The organism is Streptomyces sp. NPDC048001, assembly GCF_043203115.1.
GTDB lineage: Bacteria > Actinomycetota > Actinomycetes > Streptomycetales > Streptomycetaceae > Streptomyces > Streptomyces sanyensis.
The window spans coordinates 204,666-227,341 of record NZ_JBIDBN010000006.1; the positions used below are offsets into that span (position 1 = coordinate 204,666).

The following is a 22,676-nucleotide window of genomic DNA, read 5'->3' on the forward strand; positions in this document are numbered from 1 at the left end:
GAAACGGCCGGGGCCGTCGCATCCGCCGGGCGCCGGGCGCCCTTCGTGCCGGATGCGACGGCCCCGTGGCCGCGTGCGGGGATCAGGTGCCGTCGGATCCGCCGATGAACCCGCCGCCGTTCCCGCCGTTCGCGCCGCCGTTGGACCCGCCGCCGTTGGATCCGCCACCGCCGCTGTCGGCACCTCCGTCGACACCGCCGTCGACACCGCCGTCCGTCGTGGAGGGCGAGGGGCTGGTGGTGACCCCGCCGTTGGACGATCCCTCGTCCGTGCCGCCGTCGGTACCGCCGGTGGGCCGGCAGGTCCAGTCCTCCCACGGGTTGCAGGACGGGGACGGGCGGCCGGACGTCCTGGAGGGCGAGGGCTCGGCCTCGGACTCCGAGGGCGACGGCGAGGGGGAGGACGAGGGAGAGGTGCTGGGCGTGGGCTCGGGGCTCTCCGCGCCGCCGCCCCAGACGGCCTCGGCGTCCAGCTCCTCCGGGGCGGGGAAGGTCATGACCTTCTCGCCCTTGAGCGCCGAGGACATGTAGTCCTGCCAGACGCGGGACGGGAACGACGAGCCGTGGACCTTCGGCTGGTCACCGGTGCCGTACATGTCCTCGAACTTGCGGTTCTTGTTGTTCTCGTCGTCGTCGAGGCGGTACATGTCGATGGCCGTGGACAACTGCGGCGTGTAGCCGACGAACCACGCCTGCTTGTTGCCGTCGGTCGTACCGGTCTTGCCGGCGACCTGGCGGCCGGGGATCCGCGCCTTGCGGCCGGTGCCCTCCGGGTCGTCGACGACGGAGCGGAGCACGTCGGTGACGTTGGTGGCGACGGCCCGGCTGAAGGCCCGCTCGGCCTTGTCCTCGTGCTCGTAGACCGTCTCGCCCTCGTACTGGACGCGCTCCACGGAGTAGGGGTCGCGCTGCTCGCCGTCGGCGGCGAAGGTGCCGTAGGCACCGGCCATGCGGATGGCGCTGGGGGAGGAGATGCCGAGTGAGAACGAGGGGACGTCCGACTTCACCAGGCTGGACTCCAGCAGGCCGGCGTCGAGCGCCGCCTGGCGGACCGAGGGGATGCCGACGTCCATGCCGAGCTGCACATAGGGGGAGTTGGCCGAGTGGATCATCGCCTCGCGGAGGCTGATGTCGCCGTAGCTGGCGTCGTCGTCGTTGACCTGGTTCCACTCCTCCCCGTTCTGGTCGTGCCACACGGAGCCGTCGTAGTTCCTGACCGTCAGCTTGTTCTTGCCGCTGTAGCGGCTCTTGTCGGGATCGACGCGGGTGCGGCTCTCCAGCCCCTGCTCCTTGCCGCCCCCGGGGTCGCGGACGCCGTCGCGCATGGCTGCGGCCAGCACGAAGGGCTTGAAGGTCGACCCGACCTGGGCACCGGTGGCGTCCGCGTTGTTGGTGAAGTGCTTGGTGGCGTCCGTACCGCCGTAGATGGCGATGATCTTGCCGGTCTCGGGCTCGACGGACGCACCGCCGAACTGGACGTGGGTGTCCGTCTTGGGGCGCTTCTCCGGGTCGATGTACTCGTCCAGGATCTTGTTGACCGACTTCTCGAGCAGGGTGACCTTCTTCTTGTCGAAGGTCGTGTGGATCTCGTACCCGCCCTGGGCGAGGTCCTCGGCGCCGATGTCCCGGTCGTTGTTGTTGATGAAGTTGGCCTTGGCGAGGTCCACCAGATAGCCGATCTGACCGCTGAGCTGCGCGTTCTTCTTCGGCTTGTCCGGCATGGGGAACTCGGTGTAGGTGGCGCGCTCGGCCGCCTCGAGGTGCCCGTCCTTGACCATCTCGTCGAGGATCCACGCCCAGCGCTCGGTGGCGCGGGCGGTGTTGTTGGCGGCCGTGGCCTCGGGGTCGATCGCCTCGGAGCCGGCCGGGTCGAAGTAGGTGGCGCCCTTGAGCAGCGAGGCGAGGAAGGCGCTCTCGCTCGCGTTGAGGTCCTTGGCGTCCTTGCCGTAGTACGTGCGGGCGGCGGCCTGGATGCCGTAGGCCCCGCGGCCGTAGTACGCGGTGTTGAGGTACCCCGCCATGATCGTGTCCTTGTCGACCTCGGAGTCGATCTTGATCGAGATGAAGAGTTCCTTGAGCTTGCGGGTCACCGTCTGGGACTGGTCGTTCAGCCGGTTGTTCTTGACGTACTGCTGGGTGATCGTCGAGCCGCCCTGGGTCTGGCCACCGGTCGCCATGTTGAACACGGCGCGCCCGATGCCCTTCGGGTCGATGCCCGAGTCCTTCCAGAAGGTCTTGTTCTCGGCGGAGACCACCGCGTTCTGCATGTCCCGGGGGATCTGGTCGAAGCCGATGATCTGCCGGTTGGTCTCACCGCCGGTGGCCGCCATCTGCGAGCCGTCGGCCCAGTAGTAGACGTTGTTCTGGGCCGTGGCCGCCTCGGCGGGGTTGGGGACGACCACCATGGCGTAGGCGATGGTGGCAGCGGTCATCATGCTGCCGAAGAAGGCGATGATCAGGCCGGTGACCAGCTTCCAGGAGGGCACCCAGCGTCGCCACCCGTACTTGTCGTGCCTCGGGTAGTCGATGATCCGGCGCTTCCTCGGCCCCTGGCCGCCGCCTCCCCCGTTGCCGCCGGTGCCGCGCCGTCCGCCGCCACGGCCGCCGCCCTGGCCGCCGCCCCCGGCCCCCGGCTCGTCCACCCGCCGCCGGCCTCCCCGCTGTGCGGCACGGCGGGCCTCGGCACGGCTGCCGTAGGCGGGGCCCTCGGCGCCGTAGGAGGCGCCGGGGGAGGCTGATGTGGCACTTGGGCCGGGTGCTGCGCGACGGCCCGACGGCTGCTGGGCGGCGCGACGGGCCGCGGCGCGCCCGCCACCCTGCGGCTGTGGCGGTTTGCGACGGTGCTCGCTCATCGAACGACTACTCCTCGGGCAGGCAAGACGCCTGGAAGCGGCAGTTGAGTTCCGGTCCCCCCGAAATGGATACGGACGAGTTCCGGTCAGAACTCATCCGCTGGGCATCCACGGCGATGACGCTCAGCGGCGTCACTTGGTTCCCGGTGGTCTGCATGCCGCACAGACTACGCACGCCCAAAACCCCCCTGAAGCCGAAGTTCACCCCATTTCCGGCATCAAGGCTGTGGCGAATTGATGATGTGACGCCGTTCACCACGCCCCCTCTTGTCGCGGAGGTGACACCGTTCTATCGTGCTGATGTATCGATTCGATACATCAGCACGACACATCGCGGTGGAGTACGAGCAGGAACGGCGAAGGAGGCGGCAGTGAGCAGACGCTCCGGCATCCTCGAGTTCGCCGTGCTCGGACTGCTCCGCGAGGCCCCGATGCACGGGTACGAGCTGCGCAAGCGGCTCAACACCTCGCTGGGAATCTTCCGGGCCTTCAGCTACGGAACCCTCTACCCCTGCCTCAAGACGCTGGTCGCCAACGGCTGGTTGATCGAGGAACCGGGGAGCGCGCCCGAGGACGCCCTCGCCGCCTCCCTCGCGGGGCGCCGCGCAAAGATCGTCTACCGGTTGACGGCGGAAGGTAAGGAGCACTTCGAGGAGCTGCTCTCCCATACCGGCCCCGACACCTGGGAGGACGAGCACTTCGCCGCCCGTTTCGCCTTCTTCGGCCAGACGGAGCGAGAGGTGCGGATGCGCGTCCTGGAGGGCCGTCGCAGCCGGCTGGAAGAGCGCCTGGAGAAGATGCGCGCCTCTCTTGCCCGCACCCGTGAGCGCCTCGACGACTACACGCTCGAGCTGCAGCGCCACGGCATGGAGTCCGTGGAGCGTGAAGTGCGCTGGCTGAACGAGCTGATCGAGAGCGAGCGAGCGGGGCGGGATCAGCGACGACCCTCCCCGGAGAGCACCGCTCAGCAGGACACCACATCTGGAGCGACGGGCGGCCTGCCCCGGCCTGAAGGAACCGAGCCCTCCGTGGGGACACCCCCGGTCGGCTCCACTCCGCCGGATCCGTCCGACGACACCGCCAAGTGAGGCTCTGCGGATCCGCAGGGTTTCATCCGGAACACCGAGAACACACAGGGAGCAACCGGAATGGGTTCGGTTCGCGTAGCCATCGTCGGCGTGGGCAACTGCGCCGCCTCGCTGGTGCAGGGCGTCGAGTACTACAAGGACGCCGACCCGGCCGGCAAGGTGCCGGGTCTGATGCACGTCCAGTTCGGCGACTACCACGTGCGTGACGTCGAGTTCGTCGCCGCCTTCGACGTGGACGCCAAGAAGGTCGGCCTCGACCTCTCGGACGCCATCGGCGCCAGCGAGAACAACACCATCAAGATCTGCGACGTGCCGTCGAGCGGCGTCACCGTGCAGCGCGGCCACACCCTGGACGGCCTGGGCATGTACTACCGCCAGACCATCGAGGAGTCCGCCGAGGCCCCGGTCGACGTGGTCCAGGTCCTCAAGGACAAGCAGGTCGACGTCCTGGTCTGCTACCTGCCCGTCGGCTCCGAGGACGCGGCGAAGTTCTACGCGCAGTGCGCCATCGACGCCAAGGTCGCCTTCGTCAACGCCCTCCCGGTCTTCATCGCGGGTACCAAGGAGTGGGCCGACAAGTTCACCGAGGCCGGTGTCCCGATCGTCGGCGACGACATCAAGTCCCAGGTCGGCGCCACCATCACGCATCGCGTGATGGCCAAGCTGTTCGAGGACCGCGGTGTCGTCCTGGACCGCACCATGCAGCTGAACGTCGGCGGCAACATGGACTTCAAGAACATGCTCGAGCGCGAGCGCCTGGAGTCCAAGAAGATCTCGAAGACGCAGGCCGTCACCTCGCAGATCCCGGACCGCGAGCTGGGCGAGAAGAACGTCCACATCGGCCCGTCCGACTACGTGGCCTGGCTCGACGACCGCAAGTGGGCGTATGTCCGCCTCGAGGGCCGCGCCTTCGGTGACGTCCCGCTGAACCTCGAGTACAAGCTCGAGGTCTGGGACTCCCCGAACTCGGCCGGTGTCATCATCGACGCCCTGCGCGCTGCGAAGATCGCCAAGGACCGCGGTATCGGCGGCCCGATCCTCTCCGCGTCCTCGTACTTCATGAAGTCCCCGCCGGTCCAGTACTTCGACGACGTGGCCCGCGAGAACGTCGAGAAGTTCATCAAGGGCGAGACCGAGCGCTGAGCGCTCCACCTCGACACCGGGGAGGGTCCCCGGGGCGATGCCCCGGGGACCCTCCCCGTATGTGACGCTAGCTCGCATGCCCCCCGTACGTGACCTGCGCGTACTCCTGCGCCTGACCGACTTCCGCCGCCTGCTGACCGTCCGGCTGCTTTCCCAGTCGGCCGACGGCGTGTACCAGGTGGCCCTCGCCACCTATGTGGTCTTCTCCCCCGAGCGCCAGACCTCCCCGGCGGCCATCGCTTCCGCCATGGCGGTCCTGCTGCTGCCCTACTCCCTCGTCGGCCCCTTCGCCGGAGTCCTGCTCGACCGCTGGCGCCGCCGCCAGGTCCTGTTCTACGGCAGTCTGCTGCGCACCTGTCTGGCAGCCTCCACGGCGGTCCTCATGGTCAGCGGAGCACCCGACGGGCTCTTCTACGCCTCCGCTCTCGCCGTCACCGCGGTCAACCGCTTCGTGCTGGCGGGGCTGTCGGCAGCACTGCCCCGGGTCGTGGACTCCCAGCGCCTGGTCATGGCGAACTCCCTGTCCCCCACTGCCGGCACCCTGGCGGCCACCGCGGGGGGCGGCCTGGCCTTCGCCGTCCGACTGATCGTGTCGGACTCCGATGCTGCCGTGGTCGTCCTCGGCGCCCTGCTGTACCTGGCCGCAGGCGCGGCCTCGCTGCGCATGGCACGCGACCTGCTGGGACCGGACACAACCCTGGCCACCTCACAACTGCTGCCCGCACTGGCCTCCACCGTGCACGGCCTGCACCACGGGCTCCGGCATCTCAGGGAGCGGCGGAGCGCCGCGCGGGCTCTCATGGCGATGACGCTGCTGCGCTTCTGCTACGGAGCCCTCACGGTGACGGTGCTGATGCTCTGCCGGTACGCATGGTCCGACACCGAAGCGGACGGGCTCACCCTGCTCGGTCTCGCGCTCGCTGCCTCCGGAGCAGGATTCTTCATCGCCGCCGTGGTCTCGCCGTGGACGATCAGGCGACTGGGCCGTACCGGCTGGATGGCCGTCTGTGCGGGGTCAGGGGCCGTTCTGGTGCCCGCTCTGGGCTTGCCCTTCGCCCCTGTACCGATGCTGGCCGCCGCCTTCGTCCTCGGCCTGCTCACACAGGGAGCGAAAATCGCCACGGACACCGTGGTGCAGACGGCGGTGGACGACGCCTACCGCGGCAGGATCTTCTCCCTCTACGACATGCTCTTCAATGCTGCGTTCGTCGGGGCGGCGGGAGTCGTGGCGCTGATGCTGCCTCCGGACGGGCGCTCCGTCCCGGTGCTGCTCATGGTGTCCGCGATCTACGCGATGGTGGCCGCGGGCCTTGCCCGAAGCCTCCGCAGCCTGCCGGACACGCCATGACAGTGGGGTCGTGTTTCACGTGAAACACGACCCCACTGTCCGGCTTGGTGCGGTGTTTCACGTGAAACACCGCACGACAAAGGTCACTGCTGCTGCGACCACCACTCCTTGAGTGCCGTCACGGCCTCGTCGCGCGCCATCGGGCCGTTCTCAAGACGCAGCTCCAGAAGGAAGGAGTACGCCCTGCCGATCATCGGCCCCGGGCCGACGCCGAGGACCTCCTGGATCTCGTTGCCGTTGAGGTCGGGCCGGATGGCGTCCAGCTCCTCCTGCTCCTGCAGCTGAAGGATCCGCTCCTCCAGTCCGTCGTAGGTGCGGGAGAGCGCGGCGGCCTTCTTCTTGTTCCGCGTGGTGCAGTCCGACCGGGTCAGCTTGTGGAGGCGGTCCAGCAGGGGGCCGGCATCGCGCACATAGCGACGCACCGCCGAGTCGGTCCACTCTCCGCCCCCGTAGCCATGGAAACGGAGGTGCAGCTCGACCAAGCGGGAGACGTCCCGAACCATGTCGTTCGAGTACTTGAGCGCCGTCATGCGCTTCTTGGTCATCTTGGCGCCGACCACCTCGTGGTGGTGGAAGGAGACCCGGCCGTCCTTCTCGAAGCGCCGCGTCCGCGGCTTGCCGATGTCATGGAGCAGGGCAGCGAGGCGCAGAACCAGATCCGGGCCGTCGACCTCCAGGTCGATCGCCTGGTCGAGCACGGTGAGTGAGTGCTCGTACACGTCCTTGTGGCGATGGTGCTCGTCACGCTCCAGGCGTAGAGCCGGAAGCTCCGGAAGCACATGCTCGGCCAGCCCGGTATCGACGAGCAGGCCCAGACCCGTGCGCGGCCGGGGCGACAGCAGGAGCTTGTTGAGCTCGTCACGGACGCGCTCCGCGGAGACGATCTCGATCCGCTCGGCCATCGCCGTCATCGCGGTGACCACGTCCGGCGCCAGGCCGAAGTCCAGCTGCGCGGCGAACCGGGCAGCGCGCATCATCCGCAGCGGATCGTCGGAGAAGGAGTCCTCGGGGGTACCGGGGGTCCGCAGCACACGGTCCGCCAGGTCGTCGAGCCCTCCGTGGGGGTCGATGAACCGCTTCTCCGGGAGCGCCACGGCCATGGCGTTCACCGTGAAATCACGGCGGACCAAGTCCTCCTCGATGGAGTCGCCATAGGAGACCACGGGCTTGCGCGAGGTCCGGTCGTACGCCTCGGAGCGGTAGGTGGTCACCTCGATCTCGAAGCGCTGCACCTCCTCACCGACGCGCCCCTCCTTCTGGGCACCGACCGTGCCGAAGGCGATGCCCACGTCCCAGACCGCGTCCGCCCAGGGGCGCATGATCTTCAGGACGTCCTCGGGCCGGGCATCCGTCGTGAAGTCCAGGTCGTTGCCCAGCCGCCCGAGCAGTGCGTCACGGACGGAGCCGCCGACGAGCGCGAGCCGGAACCCGGCCTCCTGGAATCGGCGTGCGAGGTCGTCGGCGACCGGCGAGACACGCAGCAGTTCGCTCACCGCGCGGTGTTGCGCCTGGTTCAGGGCAGTGGGGAGGTCTTCATTGGCGTTCGGCACAGCAGAACAGGTTACGTGCCCCGACCGCCCGGGGCCGCCCGGTTAAACGGCCCACGGATTTCCATGATCTTGGTACACCACTCCGCGGCACTTCGGCACAGCGGGCCTCGTTACCATTCGTGGACGCACGAACCAGAGCACCGGCGAACCACCACCGGCGTGCAGACGACGAGAGACGGGCGAGCGCGTGGCCGAGGCGGCAGACTTCCAGGGGATGCGTACCTCTCCTGCGCGCCGGTGGCTGCGCCGCACGGTCCCCCTGGCCCTCGGGCTCCCCTTGATCGCCGGGCTGCTCGGGGTACCGGCGGCCCAGCCCGCGTCGGCCGCGGAGGAGGCCACCGGCACCCGCACCGTCGATGTGTCCCTGGACACGGTGGCACCGGCCGCCCCCGGGGCCAAGGACACGCTCACCGTCTCGGGGACGGTGACCAACCGCGGGAAGCAAACGATCACCGACGCCCAGGTGGACCTCCGCATCGGCCAGAAGTTCGCCAACCGCACCTCCATGGACCAGGTGCCGGACCGCACCGGCTTCGACCCCGCGGTGGACGGGCGGGCGGTCGACGACGAGTACGCGGTGGACGTTCCCCGCCTGGCCTCCGGAATCAGCAGGGACTTCACCATCTCCGTCCCGGTCGGGGAACTCGATCTCGGCGAGGACGGCGCGATCTACCAGCTGGGCGTCACCCTCACCGGGCAGACCCCGAACGGCTCCTTCGACCAGGTGCTCGGCATCCAGCGGACCTTCCTGCCCTGGCAGCCCGAGGCTCTGAAGAAGAAGACCAGCCTCACCTACCTCTGGCCGCTGGTCTCCTCCACGCACCTGACGGCGGAGACCGGATCGGACCCCGAGCAGACCCCCGTCTTCGAGGACGAGAGCCTGGCCGGGGAGCTGGCCCCTGGTGGCCGCCTCGAACGGCTGGTGGCCCTCGGCAGCCGGCTACCGGTCACCTGGGTCGTCGACCCCGACCTGCTGGCAAGCGTGGACGCGATGGCCGAGAGCTACGCGGTCAAGCAGGGCGACACCATCGTTCCCGGCAAGAACCAGGCCGTGGCCAAGCGCTGGCTGAGCTCGCTCGGCGCGGCGGTGCAGAACAGCAAGGTGGTCGCGCTGCCCTTCGGGGATCCCGACCTCGCTTCCCTGGCACACCGGGGCACCTCCGTCTCCGGCTCGCTGAGCCATCTCCAACCGGCGACCGACGTCGCCTCCACGACGGTGGAGACCGTGCTCCATGTGAAGCCCTCGGTGGAATTCGCGTGGCCGGTGGAGGGCGCCATCGACTCCTCCATCGTCGACGTCGCCACCTCGGCGGGAGCCGACAACGTCATCGTCAGGAGCGACAGCCTCCGTGACGATCTCACCTACACGCCGACGGCAGCCCGCCCCATCGGGGGCGGCACCACCGCAGTGGTGTCCGATGCACGGCTGTCCACGGCCTTCGAGGGCGATATGAGCCGGTCGGGAGCCTCCACCCTCGCCGTTCAGGAGTTCCTCGCCCAGTCGCTCGCGATCACTCTCCAGGTGCCCGGGAAGCAGCGCAGCATCGTGGTGGCACCCCAGCGCATGCCCACCGCCGCCCAGGCCCAGTCCATGGCGGAGGCGATGGAGGGGCTGTCCGGCAAGCGCTGGACCCAGCCGCTGGACCTGGTCGATGCCGCGACGACCAAGCCGGATGCCGACGCCAATACCGCCGTGCCCCGCGGGTCCCGCTACCCCGACCGCCTTCGCAAGCAGGAACTCCAGGTCGGCGCCTTCGAGGAGATCCGCTCCACGCAGCAGAGCCTCGACATGTTCGAGGGCATCCTCACCCAGGCCGACCGGGTCAACACCCCCTTCGGTCGGGCCGTGGACCGGGAGCTCTCCACCTCCTGGCGCGGGAACCCCACGGGGGCCGAGCAGTACCGCGACGGCGTCCGCGCCTACCTCAAGGACCTCACCGGCGAGGTCCAGCTGATCCAGAAGTCGGATGTGACCCTCTCGGGCCGCAGCGCGATGATCCCGGTCACCGTGCAGAACCAGCTGGTGCAGGACGTCGACGACCTGGTGCTGCGCCTGCGCTCGCACAGCCCGACGCGCCTGGGGCTGGAGGACAAGGCGATGGCCGAGCAGGCCGTCCGGGTCGGGGGCGGCCACAGTCAGACGGTGCAGTTCCCGGCCGCGGCCAATGCCAACGGCCAGGTGCAGATGACGGCCCAGCTGTTCACCAAGGACGGCAAGCCCTACGGCAAGGCCATGGACTTCACCGTCAAGGTCTCGGAGATCACTCCTCAGGTGATGCTTGTCATCGCGGGTGGGGTGCTGCTTCTCGTCCTCGCAGGCATCAGGATGTACACCCAGCGCAAGCGGGCCGCAGCCGAGGCGACCGTCTCAACGGCCCCCGCGGCCGACGGCGAGGGGACCGACGCCCCCGGCGCCGGAGACCCCGGAGAGCACGACAAAGCCGCCGACGACGCCGGCCACCGGGAGCACGGGCACCCGGGTGACCCGACACCGGACACCCGACCCGAAAGCGGCGACCCGTCGGGCGCTGGTGAGAAAGTGGACCGTTGAGCGATGTCGTGGCCGGTCGGCCGGGGACGATGAGGTGGGGTAGGCATGAACGCGCCGTATGACGGTGACCGCGGCCAGGGCGCGGGTGGGGGAAACCCCGCAGGCCACGGCCGGCAGCCTCAGTACCCCACCCCCGATCACCAGGCGTCACAGGACGCATACGCCCCGGACCCCTATGTGCAGGACGCCTACACGCCCGACCCCTTCCGGGCACAGGACCTCACGGCGCAGGACCCGGTCTCGGAGGCCCTCTACGACCGCTCGGAGCACCCGCCGCCCCCGCCCGGCACCTACCAGGACCCTCAGGCGCTCTACCAGCAGCCCGCAGCGCCCGCTCACGCACCGGACCCCCGGGTGTGGGCGCAGACACCCCCACCCGAGCCGGAGGGCCCGTCCAGACGCCTTCCCTACGGCGACGACGCCCGCACCACGCAGTTCACCGGTGTGGACGACCTGGTCACCCGTGCCTCGGCGGAGAAGCCGGAGCCTGACGCCTTCGCACACCTCTTCCGCGACCAGCAGGCATCCGGGCCGGGACAGCCCGCTGCGGTCCCCCCGCCGCAGCCGGAGCCCGCTCCCGCAGCCCCGAAGAAGCCCTCCGGCCGCGCATCCGGGCTGCTGAAGTCCAGTGCGGTGATGGCGGCGGGCACCCTGGTGTCACGCCTCACCGGCTTCGTCCGCAGCCTGGTCATCACCGCGGCGCTCGGCGCCGCGCTCCTCGGCGACACCTTCACCGTCGCCTACACCCTCCCCACGATGATCTACATCCTCACCGTGGGCGGCGGTCTGAACTCGGTCTTCGTCCCTCAGCTGGTACGGGCGATGAAGAACGACGAGGACGGCGGCGAAGCCTTCGCCAACCGGCTGCTGACGCTGGTGATGGTGACACTGGGCGGCATCGTGGTGCTCGCGGTGTTCGCCGCACCCCTGCTGATCCGGCTCATGTCGGACACGATCGCGGGCGACCCCGCGTCCAACAGCGTGGCGGTCACCTTCGCCCGCTACTGCCTGCCGACGATCTTCTTCATGGGCATCCACGTGGTGATGGGGCAGATCCTCAACGCCCGCGGCAAGTTCGGCGCCATGATGTGGACCCCGGTCCTGAACAACATCGTCATGATCACCACCTTCGGGCTCTTCATCTGGGTCTACGGCACCTCGGCCGAGTCCCGGATGGGCGTGGAGACGATCCCGCCGGAGGGCGTGCGCCTTCTGGGCATCGGCACCCTGCTGGGCCTGGTGGTGCAGGCGCTGGCGATGATCCCGTACCTGCGCGAGACCGGGTTCCGGTTCCGCCCCCGCTTCGACTGGAAGGGCCACGGGCTCGGCAAGACGGTCAAGCTGGCCAAGTGGACCGTGCTCTTCGTACTGGCCAACCAGGCGGGCGTTCTGGTGGTCACCCAGCTCGCCACGGCCGCCGGTGAGGCCTCGGGACGCCAAGGAGCGGGCTTCATCGCCTACACCAATGCCCAGCTGATCTGGGGAATGCCCCAGGCCATCATCACCGTCTCCGTGATGGCCGCCCTCCTGCCACGGCTCTCCCGTGCGGCCCACGACGGGGACCCGGGTGCGGTCCGCGACGACATCTCGCAGGGACTGCGCAACTCCGCGGTGGCCATCGTCCCGGTGGCCTTCGCGTTCCTGGCACTGGGCGTCCCGATGTCCACCCTGCTCTTCGCCTCCACCGGCGGGGAGGCGGCCCGCGGCATGGGCTTCATCCTGATGGCCTTCGGTCTCGGGCTGATCCCCTACTCGGTCCAGTACGTCGTCCTCCGCGGCTTCTACGCCTACGAGGACACCCGGACCCCCTTCTACAACACCGTGATCGTCGCCGCCGTCAACGCCGGTGCCTCGGCACTCTGCTTCGCCCTGCTGCCGGCCCGCTGGGCGGTCGTCGGGATGGCCGCGTCCTACGGCCTCGCCTACGCGGTCGGCGTGGGCGTCGCCTGGCGGCGCCTCAGCAAGCGACTCGGAGGCGACCTGGACGGGGCCCATGTGCTGCGGACCTACGCCCGGCTGTCGATGGCCTCGGTGCCCGCGGCGCTCGGCGGCGGCCTTGTGGCCTACGGCATCCTCACCACGCTGGGCAGCGGCGCCGGGGGCTCGCTGGTGGCACTGGTGATCGGCGGCATCGTGCTGGCGGGCGTCTTCTTCGTCTCCGCGAAGAAGATGCGCATCGCGGAACTCAACGCCCTGGTCGGAATGGTCCGCGGGCGGTTGGGCCGCTAGGGCGTCCGGCCGGGGCCACGCAGCACTCCCTGGGGCGGCGTGCTCTGCGGCGTCCGACGGCAGGAGAGCGGGAGGTGGCCGACACGTTGCGCAGCCGACGGGGGAGTTCGTGGCACGGGCTTCACTCCCTGGCACAACCTTCCACCGCCGCCGTGTGTCGTGCATAGCGCCGGACTGTGGGCACAATTGGCATGGCGTCTGAGTACAGCGCAATGGATGGGGAGGCAGGAACGACGGTGGCGGAACGTAGCACGGCTGCCGTCGACGTGGCCGACAACGGCGGTAACGAACCGCTGTCCGCGCAGGAGCGCAAGGCCACGGCCGACGGGGCGGCTGGATCCCAGAAGTCTGCGGAGAAGACCGCACCCGACCCGGGCGAGACGGCGAAGGAAGACCCGGCTCCCGGCGACACGTCCGGTGTCACGGCACCCGAACTGCACAGCGGCCACAAACTCGCCAAGCGCTACCGACTGGAGGAGTGCGTCACCCGTCTGGACGGCTTCAGCAGCTGGCGGGCGGTGGACGAGAAGCTGCGTCGGGCCGTCGGCGTCCACGTCCTGCCGGCCGAGCATCCCAGAGCCCGTTCGGTCCTGGCCGCGGCACGCTCCTCGGCGCTCCTCGGCGACCCCCGCTTCGTCCAGGTCCTGGACGCGGTGGAGGAGGGCGACCTGGTCTATGTCGTCCACGAATGGCTGCCGGACGCGGTGGAGCTGACCGCTCTCCTCGCAGCAGCACCCCTCGAAGCCCATGACGCCTACCAGCTCGTCGAGCAGGTGTCGTTGGCGATGACCGCCGCCCACCGAGAGGGCCTGGCCCATCTCCGCCTCACTCCGAGCGCTGTCCTGCGCACGTCGACCGGTCAGTACCGGATCCGCGGGCTGGCCGTGAACGCCGCACTGCGGGGCATCTCGGTGGAGCGTCCGCAGCGGACGGACACGGAGGCCATCGGAGCCCTGCTGTACGCCGCTCTCACCCAGCGGTGGCCCTACGAGAACGATGCCCACGGGCTCACGGGCCTCCCCAAGGGGGTCGGGCTCCTCCCGCCCGACCAGGTGAGGGCAGGCGTTCACCGCGGGCTGTCCGAACTGGCCATGCGAGCGCTGGTGAACGACGGAGCCACCGCGTCACGGCAGGACCCTCCCTGCACCACGCCCGACGAACTCGCGAAGGCGGTGGCGGCCATGCCGCGTATCCGCCCGCCGGAGCCGACGTTCACCGCTCCTCCGGACTACCAGCGGACCACCTACCAGCAGGGCGGCTACGGGCGCCCTGCGATGCACCCTCGTGCCGTCGCCGCCCAGCCGCCCGTCGTTCCCCCGGCGCCGTTGGAGAGCCGCACGGGCAAGGCTCTCAAGTGGACGGTCTCGGCTTTGCTGATCGCCGCGCTGGGGCTCGGGAGCTGGCAGGTCGCGGACCGCTTGCTCGACCAGGGGAAGAACTCCCGGGAGGCCCCCACGTCCTCCGAGACCGCGCCACCGGAAGGCGACGACAAGCCGAACACGCCCGTGCCCCTCGCCATCCACGGCGCACAGGAGTACGCACCGGACGGGTCCCCGCAGAACCCCTCCACCGTCGGCTCGACCTACGACCAGGACAGCTCCAGCTACTGGCGCACCAAGACCTACTTCGACGGACCGGAGTTCGCTCCGTCCATCAAGCAGGGAGTCGGCATCGTCTACGACCTCGGCAGTGAGAAGGCCGTGACCGGGGGATCCATAGCTCTGCGCTACGGGGGGAACCACACGGCGATCAGCCTCTACGCGGTCGACTCCCTCACGCCGTCCGGACCCGTCAGCTCCATGACGAAGATCGCGAACGGCCAGACCGGGAGTTCCACGCTGAAGCTGACAGCCGAGAAGCCGGTCACCGGCCGTTATGTGCTCGTGTGGATGACCGCGATGCCTCACTCACCGAAGGACGGGTACAGCGACCCCGGATACAAGCAGGCCATCACGGACGTCTCCTTCACCGGCTGACGCACAGGATCGGGAGGGGGCTCACCGTTGGACGACTCGACACTCCGCGACACAAGCGACCAGGACCTTCTCGCGCAGCATGTCGCGGGAGACCCGGATGCCTTCGGTGAGCTCGTCCGCCGCCACAGGGACCGCCTGTGGGCCGTCGCCCTGCGGACGCTCGGTGACCGCGAGGAGGCCGCGGACGCCGTACAGGATGCCTTCGTCTCGGCCTTCCGCGCGGCAGCCGGCTTCCGTGGCCAGGCGGCCGTCACCACCTGGCTGCACCGCATCACGGTCAATGCCTGTCTGGACCGGGTCAGGAAGGCCGACTCACGCAAGACGGCACCGGTGGACGACACCGAACGGCTGGAGCAGCTCCTGGAGCCCCATGAGTCCGCCGAGGCGCCGGCCGAACGCCAGGATCTCCATCGGGAACTCCTGAGAGCCCTGGGGACCCTGCCGCCGGAGCAGCGAGCCGCGCTGGTGCTCGTCGATATGCAGGGGTATCCCGTGGCCGAGGCGGCGAAGGTCCTGGACGTTCCCACGGGAACCGTCAAGAGCCGCTGCGCACGGGGGAGAGCCCGGTTGCTGCCGATGCTCACCCATCTGCGGGGCAATGGCGTGGATAGCCCGGAGATTCCCAGGGAAAGGAACCGGACGACGGGGACGGCCGTCCGAACGGAGTCGGCAGCGAACGAACCGGGACCGAACGGTTCGGCGGCAGTGAAGGGCGGAGGTGGGCGAGCGTGACATCCTCGACCGACACAAACCGGCACCCTGATGTCTCGGAGATCGCCGATCTCACCGAGGGTCTTCTGCCCTTCGATCAGGCAGCCGAGCTCCGCCGCCATCTTGAGGGCTGTGCCGTCTGCGCCGATGTGCGGACCTCCCTCGAGGAGATCAGAGGGCTGCTCGGCACCCTTCCCGGGCCCGGTCGGATGCCCGGCGATGTCGCCGGCAGAATCGATGCCGCTCTGGCTGCGGAGGCACTCCTCCAGGCCACGACTCCCGACCCGGCCAGCGATGTTTCACGTGAAACGAAGGGCTCCTCGGCCGACGGTGGTTCCCTCTCACATCCTGACCGTCCCTCCGGACACTCCAGGGGCGCCACGGGACCGGGACGCACCCGCCGAAGCCGCCGACGGCTCGCGGCTTTCGGAGCCGTCCTGGGTGCTGCCGCGGTGGGCGTGGGTGTCCTCGTGCTCCAAGGTCTGCCCTCCACGGTCGGAGACGCGGGCAGGGCGCAGGACGCCAGCCTGAGTTCTGCCGCGGGTGCTGACGGAGAGTTCTCCGGAGAGCCGATCGACGAGCGGGTCCGGAGCCTCCTGTCTGCACCGATCGACGCAGCGGAGCCCCGCATCGAGAAGGGACCGTCCCTGGAGGCGGAAGCTCCGGGCATGGTCACGCCGCAGAGCTCTCCCGACTCGGCGCTCCCCCCGTGTGTCCAGCGCGGCACCGGCCGCGGCGAGCAGCCTCTCGCCTTCGAGCAGGGGCAGTACCAGGGGACCGGCGCCTACCTCGTACTCCTGCCGCATGCCGCGGACCGCACTCAGGTCGACGCCTATGTCGTCGACGCCTCCTGTACCGAGGACGGCGGCGCAGACGCCGGCTCCCTGCTCCTCGACGGGACCTACCCCCTGGAGTGACCCGGCTCAACGTCCGTCCTCTGTGCCGAGCAGCAGCATGGGAATGCCCGCCCCTTAGGATCCGTTGGGTGGGGTGAGAGCGATGAACCCGCCCCGTACGCAGTAGGCAGTCGGCAGAGACGAGGAAGCACCCCGTGAGCGACGTTCGTAACGTGATCATCATCGGCTCCGGGCCCGCAGGCTACACGGCTGCCCTCTATACCGCGCGCGCTTCGCTGAAGCCGCTGGTGTTCGAGGGAGCCGTCACCGCGGGTGGCGCGCTGATGAACACGACCGATGTGGAGAACTTCCCGGGTTTCCGCGACGGCATCATGGGTCCGGACCTGATGGACAACATGCGTGCCCAGGCCGAGCGCTTCGGTGCCGAGCTGGTTCCGGACGATGTCGTGGCCGTCGATCTCTCCGGTGAGATCAAGACCGTCACCGACACCGCCGGTACCGTGCACCAGGCCAGGGCCGTGATCGTCACCACGGGTTCCCAGCACCGCAAGCTGGGTCTGCCTCGCGAGGACCAGCTGTCCGGGCGCGGGGTCTCCTGGTGCGCCACCTGCGACGGCTTCTTCTTCCGGGACCAGGACATCGCGGTCGTCGGTGGCGGGGACACCGCCATGGAGGAGGCGACCTTCCTCTCGCGCTTCGCCAAGTCCGTCACCATCGTCCACCGCCGTGACACCCTGCGCGCCTCGAAGGCCATGCAGGATCGCGCCTTCGGGGACCCGAAGATCTCCTTCGCCTGGGACAGCGAGGTCGCCGAGATCCATGGCGAGCAGAAGCTGTCCGGCCTCACCCTGCGGAACACCAAGACAGGCGAGCTCTCGCAGCTCGCCGTCACCGGTCTGTTCATCGCTGTGGGCCACGACCCCCGGACCGAACTCTTCAAGGGGCAGCTGGAGCTCGACGACGAGGGCTACCTGAAGGTGGATGCGCCGTCCACGCGCACCAACCTCACCGGAGTCTTCGCCGCCGGCGACGTGGTGGACCACACCTACCGGCAGGCCATCACCGCTGCCGGCACGGGCTGCTCTGCCGCCCTCGACGCCGAGCGCTTCCTTGCGGCCCTCTCGGACAGCGAGCAGGCCGCAGAGCCCGAGAAGACCCCCGTCGTCTGACCGACCGCACTCTCACCCCCTCCCCCGAGCAACGTAAGGAGGCCGCCGTGGCCGGCGCCCTGAAGAACGTGACCGACGCTTCCTTCGAAGAGGACGTCCTCAAGAGCGACAAGCCCGTCCTGGTGGACTTCTGGGCCCCCTGGTGCGGCCCCTGCCGCCAGATCGCCCCGTCGCTCGAGGCCATCGCGGCCGAGCACGGTGACAAGATCGAGATCGTCAAGATGAACATCGACGAGAACCAGGCGACCGCCATCAAGTACGGCGTGATGTCCATCCCGATGCTCAACGTCTACCAGAACGGCGAGGTCGCCAAGACGATCATCGGCGCCAAGCCCAAGGCGGCGATCATCCGCGATCTGGAGACCTTCATCCAGGAGTAGCCGTCAGGCTGTTTCACGTGAAACAGGCAGTGGGCTCATTCCCAGCCGGGATGGGCCCACTGTGCTGTGCGGCCGACGACACCGCCGACCGAACGCTCACAGCGGTCGGAGTACCGGATCCTTCTGCACCGCACCCAGCAGACGGTCCAAGGCCAGTTCCACGTCCTCCTTCCATCTCAGCGTCGTCCTCAACTCCAGACGCAGACGTGGATGGCTCGGATGCGGACGCACGGTCTTGAAGCCCACGGCCAGCAGATGGTCAGCGGGCAGGACACAGGCTGGTTCCTTCCAGCGAGCATCGCCGAAAGCCTCGATCGCGCGAAACCCTCGTCGCAGCAGATCCTTGGCCACGGTCTGCACCATGACCCGGCCCAGGCCCTGCCCCTGGTATCCCGGCATGATCCACCCCGTGATCAGCTGTACGGCGTCCGCAGCCACCGGACTGGTGGGAAAGGCTGCTGAGCGGGGGACGTAGGCGGGTGGCGCGTAGAGCACGAAACCGACGGGCTTCTCATCGACATAGACAACCCGTCCACAGGATCCCCAGTCGAGTAGCACTGCGGAGATCCACGCTTCCTTCTCCCACTGAGGAGTGCCCGCCGCTACCGCGGCCTCCCCACTGACGGGGTCGAGTTCCCAGAAGACGCAGGACCGGCACCGCTTGGGAAGGTCCGAGACGTTGTCCAAGGTGAGTGGTGCGAGCCGGCGCCCCATGAAGGCTGTTCCTCACTTCGTCGTTCCGCGGCGCTGAGCGCTGCCGCCAGCGCACTCCTCTCACTCAGCACGCCGGCGACGAATCCGCCCAGCGCTCCCAGTACCAGCCCTGCGGTCACCAGTCGGCCGCGGCTCGCCACTCGCATGGCCCCGCCCTCCCCAGGAGATGGCTCAAGGTGGATGCGTCGTACCAGAACGCATCGTATCCACCCAGCACCGACGCGGGTACCGGATACCGGCCAGAGTCGAAGCCCCCGGGACGACACAGGGCGGATGGTGCCCGAAGGCACCATCCGCCCTGTGTCGGGAAGGCAGGGATCCCCCACCCTCGTGTCTCAGGATTCGTCTTCCGCCACGTCCGGGTCCAGTGGCTGCTCCAGTACCCGGCCCTCGCCGGGTGCGAGGGTGCCCAGGATGCGCTCCAGGTCCTCCATCGAGGCGAACTCGACGACGATCTTGCCCTTCTTCTGCCCCAGATCGACCTTCACCCGGGTTTCGAACCGGTCGGAGAGCCGCGAGGCCAGGTCGTTCAGTGCAGGCGACCGCCTCGTGCCGGCGCGCGGGCCCTTGGGCTTCGCTGAGACCTCCCTGCCGGAGTTGATCAGCGTGACGATCTCTTCGACCGCACGTACGGAGAGCCCCTCGGTGACGATGCGGTGGGCCAGCCTGTCCTGCTGCTCGGGCTCCTCGACCGAGATCAGCGCGCGGGCGTGACCGGCGGAGAGAACACCTGCCGCCACCCGTCGCTGAACCGGCGGGGAGAGCTTCAGCAGACGCAGGGTGTTGGTGACCTGTGGCCGTGACCGACCGATCCGATCGGCCAGTTGGTCATGGGTGCAGCTGAAGTCCTTGAGAAGCTGGTCGTAGGCGGCGGCCTCTTCCAGGGGGTTCAGCTGCGCACGGTGGAGGTTCTCCAGCAGCGCGTCCAGCAGAAGCTTCTCGTCCTCCGTATAGCGGACGATGGCGGGGACTGCCTCCAGCCCTGCCTTCTGGCAGGCCCGCCACCGGCGCTCGCCCATGATGAGCTCGTAGCGGTCAGCGCCCAACTGGCGAACCACCACGGGCTGGAGGAGTCCGACTTCCTTGATGGAGGTCACCAGCTCGGCGAGAAGGTCCTCGTCGAAGTCCTTCCGGGGCTGCCTCGGATTCGGTGTGATCGCGCCGAGAGGCACTTCCATGAAGTGGGCGCCGACAGGCTCGGAGGCCGGGGAAGCAGCCTGGGCGGGCGCCGCTGAAGCCCCTCCGCTCCCCGGCGCGCGCGCTGCCGGGGGGAGCGTGGTGACCTTGGCCGCCGCGACACCGCGATCGGACGCAAAGACGGGGGAGGAGGCAGGGGCTCCCGCTCCCGTCGTGCTTCCGCCCTGCGGTTCCTGGGGGGCAGGGGGAATCAGGGCGCCGAGCCCACGTCCCAGCCCTCTACGTCGCTCGCTCACTGGATCCCCTCCGGCGTGTTCTGCTGTGCGTTCTGTGCCCCGTGTGCGTGCTGCGGGTCGTAGCGGACTCCGACACCACGCAGGGCGATCTCCCGTGCTGCCTCCAGATAGGAGAGAGCACCGCTGGAACTCGGATCGTAGGTCAGCACCGTCTGCCCATAGCTCGGAGCCTCCGAGATGCGGACCGACCGCGGGATGCTGGTCCGCAGGACCTCCTCCCCGAAGTGGCTCCGGACCTCCTCCGCAACCTGAGAAGCAAGCCGGGTCCGACCGTCGTACATCGTGAGCAGGATCGTGGAGACATGGAGGGCCGGATTCAGATGCCCTCGCACCAGATCCACATTGCGAAGCAGCTGCCCCAGCCCTTCCAGTGCGTAGTACTCGCACTGGATCGGGATGAGCACCTCCGCGCCGGCCACCAGGGCGTTGACCGTCAGCAGACCCAGCGAGGGCGGGCAGTCGATGAGGATGTAGTCCAGCGGCTGCTCGTATGCCTGGATGGCACGCTGCAGCCTGCTCTCCCGCGCCACCAACGACACCAGCTCGATCTCCGCACCGGCGAGATCGATGGTGGCGGGGGCGCAGAAGAGTCCTTCGACGTCGGGGACGGGCTGGACCACCTCGGAAAGGGGTCTGCTGTCCACCAGGACGTCATAGATCGAGGGAACCTCCGCGTGATGATCGATGCCCAGCGCGGTGGAGGCGTTGCCCTGGGGGTCGAGGTCGACCACCAGAACGCGGGCGCCATGGAGCGCGAGCGAGGCGGCGAGATTGACCGTGGTGGTGGTCTTCCCCACGCCGCCCTTCTGATTGGCAACGATCATGACGCGTGTCTGCTCAGGTCGGGGGAGACCTTCACCGGCACGCCCCAGCGCCGCCACGGCCAGCTGAGCAGCTCGGCCGATGGGGGTGTCGTCCATCGGCGGCGGTGTTTCACGTGAAACATCCTCCGCCGCGAACTCGGAACGGGGGCCGGGGACCGGATCGGTCATCGGTCCCGCGATATTGGCGTCGGACCGCAAGGATTCACCTTCCTCGACTTCAGGCTCGCGATGCACAGAGCCTGCCATGCTTTCGGGCTCGTGAACCAGCGAGGCCCCTGGTTCTGTGGAGGAATCCACCTCTGTGGACAACCCCGTAGCCCGCACAAGGGGCTTACGCGCCCTCCCGGGGGCCGCGGCCGCACGGCCGCGGCTGATGATTCCCTGCAGCAGTGAGCGACGTTTCACGTGAAACACGATGCATGCGCCAGCGCGGGCTACCGGGAAGACACTCCGCTCCATGTGCGTATGGCAGCCGTACGGCACCACACACGGGCATCACCTGCGACGGCGGGTCCGGCTCGTGCGGGCCGCCTTGGCCCGCTTGGCGGCGAACCGCACTCCACCGGGGCTCTCCCCGACCTCCACCCGCACCACGGTCGACAGGGGATCGACAACCCCCTGGCCCACCTGCAGCACCGAGGTCTCCACGACACCGAGCTTGCCGAGGGCCGAGCGGGCACTGCTCAGCTCCTCCTCCGCGGTGTCCCCCTTCAGGGCCAGCATCTCGCCGTAGGGACGCAGCAGGGGAACACCCCAGCCGGCCAGACGATCCAGCGGAGCCACAGCACGAGCGGTGACCACATGGACGGGCGGGACCTTGCCCAGCATCTCCTCGGCACGTCCACGGACCACGGTCACATGGTCGAGACCGAGCAGCTCCACAACCTCCTGAAGGAAGGTGGTGCGTCGCAGCAGCGGCTCCAGAAGAGTGATCTTGAGATCACGGCGGACCAGGGCGAGCGGAATACCGGGCAGCCCCGCGCCCGAGCCGACATCGCACACCGTGACGCCTGCTGGCACCACCTCGGAGAGAACGGCACAGTTGAGCAGGTGCCGCTCCCACAGACGGGGCACCTCACGGGGACCGATGAGCCCGCGCGTCACTCCCGCATCCGCGAGCAGCTCCGCATAGCGCACCGCTTCCGGGAAGTACTCGCCGAAAACCGTCCTCGCCTCTTCGGGTGCTTGAGGGAGCTCCGCTGCCTCCGTCACGGGGAACCGTCCTTCCGTACCGCACGTCGCTGTCCCCGCGGGGACCGTGGTGAGCTGAATTTCAGGCTGACAAGGAGCGGCCCCGCCTGCGAGCAGACGGGGCCGGGGGAACACGTGGGTCAGGCAGGCAGGACGACGACGAACCGCTGCGGCTCCTCGCCCTCCGACTCGCTGCGCAGCCCCGCGGCCGCCACGGCGTCGTGGACGACCTTGCGCTCGAAGGGGGTCATCGGGTCGAGCTTCACGGGCTCACCGCTCGACCTGACCTCAGCCGCCGCCTTGGCTCCGAGCTCCGCGAGCTCGGAGCGCTTCTGGGCGCGGAAGCCGGCGATGTCCAGCATCAGGCGGCTGCGGTCGCCGGTCTCCCGATGCACCGCAAGACGCGTCAGCTCCTGGAGCGCCTCCAGGACCTCCCCGTCGCGCCCCACGAGCTTCTGAAGGTCGCGGCTGCCCGCCTCGCTGATGATGGAGACCGCGGCCCGGTCCGCCTCGACATCCATGTCGATGTCGCCGTCGAGGTCGGCGATGTCCAGCAGGCCCTCGAGGTAGTCGGCCGCGATTTCACCCTCCTGCTCCAGGCGGGTGAGGGTGTCGCCACCCTCGGCGGCGGAGATGGTGCCTTCCGTCACGGATGGACTCC

18 protein-coding genes are annotated in these 22,676 nt (G+C 69.0%); 10 read left to right on the forward strand and 8 right to left on the reverse strand.

What is annotated here, in order from left to right:
- Nucleotides 1-82 precede the first annotated feature (82 nt).
- Nucleotides 83-2,851, reverse strand: a complete 2,769-nt coding sequence (locus ACGF15_RS13230; protein WP_392798603.1) for a transglycosylase domain-containing protein — start codon at nt 2,849-2,851, stop codon at nt 83-85.
- 7 nt (nt 2,852-2,858) lie between these two features.
- A complete protein-coding gene (locus ACGF15_RS13235) occupies nt 2,859-3,110 on the reverse strand; it encodes a hypothetical protein (RefSeq protein WP_345612214.1) in 252 nt (83 codons plus the stop codon).
- A gap of 112 nt (nt 3,111-3,222) precedes the next feature.
- On the opposite strand from ACGF15_RS13235, the gene ACGF15_RS13240 reads away from it, so the two are divergent.
- The 3 genes from ACGF15_RS13240 to ACGF15_RS13250 all read left to right on the forward strand — a co-directional run bounded on the left by ACGF15_RS13240 (nt 3,223) and on the right by ACGF15_RS13250 (nt 6,430).
- Nucleotides 3,223-3,939 carry a helix-turn-helix transcriptional regulator gene (locus tag ACGF15_RS13240; protein WP_345612211.1) on the forward strand — a complete coding sequence of 239 codons (717 nt, stop codon included), beginning with the start codon at nt 3,223-3,225 and terminating at the stop codon, nt 3,937-3,939.
- 60 nt (nt 3,940-3,999) lie between these two features.
- A complete protein-coding gene (locus ACGF15_RS13245; RefSeq protein ID WP_345612209.1) occupies nt 4,000-5,082 on the forward strand; it encodes an inositol-3-phosphate synthase in 1,083 nt (360 codons plus the stop codon).
- Nucleotides 5,083-5,158: 76 nt separating this feature from the next.
- Nucleotides 5,159-6,430, forward strand: coding sequence for an MFS transporter (locus tag ACGF15_RS13250; RefSeq protein WP_362740033.1), 1,272 nt, complete (start codon nt 5,159-5,161; stop codon nt 6,428-6,430).
- An 83-nt stretch (nt 6,431-6,513) separates the two neighbouring features.
- On the opposite strand, the gene ACGF15_RS13255 is transcribed toward ACGF15_RS13250, so the two are convergent.
- Nucleotides 6,514-7,980, reverse strand: a complete 1,467-nt coding sequence (locus tag ACGF15_RS13255) for a CCA tRNA nucleotidyltransferase (protein ID WP_392798608.1) — start codon at nt 7,978-7,980, stop codon at nt 6,514-6,516.
- A gap of 187 nt (nt 7,981-8,167) precedes the next feature.
- Between ACGF15_RS13255 and ACGF15_RS13260 the strand changes: the two genes are divergently transcribed.
- From ACGF15_RS13260 to trxA, 7 genes are all read left to right on the forward strand, one after another.
- Entirely contained in the window at nt 8,168-10,531 is a 2,364-nt protein-coding gene (locus ACGF15_RS13260) for a DUF6049 family protein (protein WP_392798611.1), read from the forward strand.
- A gap of 45 nt (nt 10,532-10,576) precedes the next feature.
- A complete protein-coding gene (gene murJ, locus ACGF15_RS13265; RefSeq protein WP_345612201.1) occupies nt 10,577-12,760 on the forward strand; it encodes a murein biosynthesis integral membrane protein MurJ in 2,184 nt (727 codons plus the stop codon).
- 236 nt (nt 12,761-12,996) lie between these two features.
- The gene (locus tag ACGF15_RS13270) at nt 12,997-14,736 is read left to right on the forward strand and encodes a protein kinase family protein (protein WP_345612199.1); all 1,740 of its coding nucleotides are present in this window, start codon (nt 12,997-12,999) and stop codon (nt 14,734-14,736) included.
- 27 nt (nt 14,737-14,763) lie between these two features.
- The gene (gene sigM, locus ACGF15_RS13275) at nt 14,764-15,468 is read left to right on the forward strand and encodes an RNA polymerase sigma factor SigM (protein ID WP_345612197.1); all 705 of its coding nucleotides are present in this window, start codon (nt 14,764-14,766) and stop codon (nt 15,466-15,468) included.
- A 431-nt stretch (nt 15,469-15,899) separates the two neighbouring features.
- Entirely contained in the window at nt 15,900-16,364 is a 465-nt protein-coding gene (locus ACGF15_RS13280) for a hypothetical protein (RefSeq protein ID WP_392798616.1), read from the forward strand.
- Nucleotides 16,365-16,498: 134 nt separating this feature from the next.
- Nucleotides 16,499-17,473 (forward strand): thioredoxin-disulfide reductase, encoded by a 975-nt coding sequence (trxB, locus tag ACGF15_RS13285; protein WP_362607875.1) that lies wholly within the window; start codon nt 16,499-16,501, stop codon nt 17,471-17,473.
- A 47-nt stretch (nt 17,474-17,520) separates the two neighbouring features.
- A complete protein-coding gene (trxA, locus tag ACGF15_RS13290; protein ID WP_345612189.1) occupies nt 17,521-17,853 on the forward strand; it encodes a thioredoxin in 333 nt (110 codons plus the stop codon).
- Nucleotides 17,854-17,949: 96 nt separating this feature from the next.
- Here the strand turns inward: trxA and ACGF15_RS13295 are convergent, their stop codons facing one another.
- The 5 genes from ACGF15_RS13295 to ACGF15_RS13315 form a co-directional block, all read right to left on the reverse strand.
- Nucleotides 17,950-18,567, reverse strand: coding sequence for a GNAT family N-acetyltransferase (locus tag ACGF15_RS13295; RefSeq protein ID WP_345612187.1), 618 nt, complete (start codon nt 18,565-18,567; stop codon nt 17,950-17,952).
- 335 nt (nt 18,568-18,902) lie between these two features.
- The gene (locus ACGF15_RS13300) at nt 18,903-20,000 is read right to left on the reverse strand and encodes a ParB/RepB/Spo0J family partition protein (RefSeq protein ID WP_345612185.1); all 1,098 of its coding nucleotides are present in this window, start codon (nt 19,998-20,000) and stop codon (nt 18,903-18,905) included.
- Nucleotides 19,997-21,070 carry an AAA family ATPase gene (locus tag ACGF15_RS13305; protein ID WP_345612183.1) on the reverse strand — a complete coding sequence of 358 codons (1,074 nt, stop codon included), beginning with the start codon at nt 21,068-21,070 and terminating at the stop codon, nt 19,997-19,999. Before ACGF15_RS13305 ends, ACGF15_RS13300 begins: the two co-directional genes overlap by 4 nt.
- A 249-nt stretch (nt 21,071-21,319) precedes the next feature.
- Complete coding sequence (rsmG, locus tag ACGF15_RS13310) at nt 21,320-22,036, reverse strand: 16S rRNA (guanine(527)-N(7))-methyltransferase RsmG (RefSeq protein ID WP_345612181.1); 717 nt, start codon at nt 22,034-22,036, stop codon at nt 21,320-21,322.
- A 119-nt stretch (nt 22,037-22,155) separates the two neighbouring features.
- Nucleotides 22,156-22,665, reverse strand: coding sequence for a R3H domain-containing nucleic acid-binding protein (locus ACGF15_RS13315; protein ID WP_256522272.1), 510 nt, complete (start codon nt 22,663-22,665; stop codon nt 22,156-22,158).
- Between the last annotated feature and the right edge of the window lie 11 nt (nt 22,666-22,676).